This window comes from Nonomuraea sp. NPDC048916, from assembly GCF_040649575.1.
Lineage (GTDB): Bacteria > Actinomycetota > Actinomycetes > Streptosporangiales > Streptosporangiaceae > Nonomuraea.
Genome location: NZ_JBEZFS010000330.1, coordinates 1 through 352 on the forward strand (window position 1 = coordinate 1; position 352 = coordinate 352).

The 352-nt window shown below is 65.9% G+C and carries 1 protein-coding gene; it reads right to left on the bottom strand.

All coding sequences use genetic code 11. The features are described from left to right. On the bottom strand, window positions 1-232 hold a 232-nt coding region (locus AB0C16_RS41085), incomplete at its 3' end, for a DUF6221 family protein (RefSeq protein ID WP_357691654.1). Window positions 233-352: the final 120 nt, after the last annotated feature.

Consider the following 352-nt stretch of genomic DNA (forward strand, 5'->3'; position numbering starts at 1 on the left):
GGCGGGCGAGCACGCGTCGCTTGGCCTCGATCTCCCGCAGGATGCGAGCCGGGTCGTGCAGCGCGACGTGCAGGGCGATCGTGGGATGGAAACCGGAGAGTTCTCCTTGGCAGAAGTCGACCGTGTGCCCGTGAGCGGTCCACACCCCGCAGCCGTCACCGTCACAGCGTCGGGCCAGGTCGGCCTCCTCATCCAGCCGTGTGCGGAGGAACGTCGTCAGGTCGTGACTCATGGGGTCATCCTGGATGAAGCGCCGGGCCAAGTCGCCTGATTTCACCGGGTACTACTGGCGAAGGTCTCCGCCAACTCCTTCCTCGCCACGAAGATCTCGTTCATCGACGCGATGGGCGAG